This is a genomic window from Symbiobacterium sp., assembly GCF_040797425.1.
In the GTDB taxonomy this organism is placed as follows: Bacteria; Bacillota; Sulfobacillia; order Symbiobacteriales; family Symbiobacteriaceae; genus Symbiobacterium.
Map to the genome: position 1 here is coordinate 1 of NZ_JBFNEH010000138.1, position 1115 is coordinate 1115.

A 1115-nucleotide genomic window follows, 5' to 3' on the forward strand; every position below is an offset into this window, starting at 1 on the left:
GCAAAGCGCGCCAAGATTAACCCAGTGATTAAGTTCCGCCCATCCGGCGTGCACAGCTGGGAATACTGGCAGTTTGAGATGCAGCAGGCATGGCCCTACATCGCAGATGCCCTCGAGATGGACAAGGGTGATCGCGGTGCGGACTGTGAGGCCATCGGCGCCATCGCCAAGGAGACCAAGAGCGGCGTCATTGGCTCTTGCTTGAATAACGAGTACGACGTCGCTAAGAAGGGCAAGGCCCAGGACTTCGAGTCTGGTACCGCTTACTGGTCCCCGGATACCGGTGCGCACGCCCTCTTCGGCCGCATTGGTGCCCGCTACGCCGAAATCGGCGGACCTACCTCCTGGCTGGGCTTCCCTAAGACCGGCGAGTCTAAGACCCCGGACGGCAAGGGCCGCTTCGTGCACTTCGAGCACGGCTCCATCTACTGGTCCCCGGAGACCGGTGCTTGGGAGATTACCGGCGATATGTTCCAGGCCTGGGGCAAGAACGGCTACGAAAAGGGCGACCTGAAGTACCCGACCGGCCCGGTCAAGAAGGTCGGCGAGGGCTACATGCAGGAATTCCAGGATGGCATCCTGACCCGTAATCCGGATGGCTCCAATCAGGTAGTCCACGGTGCTATCGGCGCCAAGTACAAGGACATGGGCGGCGCTGAATCTGCGCTCGGCTTCCCGACGTCCGGTGAGAACGCCGTCAATGGCGGCTTCTTCCAGACCTTTGAAAAGGGCAGCATCTACTGGTCCCCGAAGACTGGCGCGCACTACATTTTGAAGAGCAAGATCATGGACCGCTGGGGCCAGGCTGGCTGGGAGCAGGGCGAGTTCGGCTGGCCTACTTCTGACTACTCCGAGATTGCCGCTGGCGGCCTGAGCCAGGAATTCCAGCACGGCAAGATCAGCGAGGTCCTCGGCCAGGTTCGGACCGAGAAGAAGTAGCTATGCGCAAGCTAGTAGTTGTGGGCGCGGCGCTGTGCTTGGGTCTTGCGGGCTGCGATTCCGCCACGGTGGATAGCGAACCGCCGCAAGAGACCGAGATCGCGCCCCTCGAGCGGGAGTCCGATGCCCCTTCCTCTTCTTCGGAGAGTGCCACCTCTAAGTCGCAAGAGGACCGC

Annotated in this window: 1 pseudogene; it reads left to right on the top strand. The window is 61.5% G+C overall.

What is annotated here, in order from left to right:
- Positions 1-939 (top strand): annotated as a pseudogene (locus AB2385_RS17095) (hypothetical protein); the annotation flags it as partial.
- Positions 940-1115: the final 176 nt, after the last annotated feature.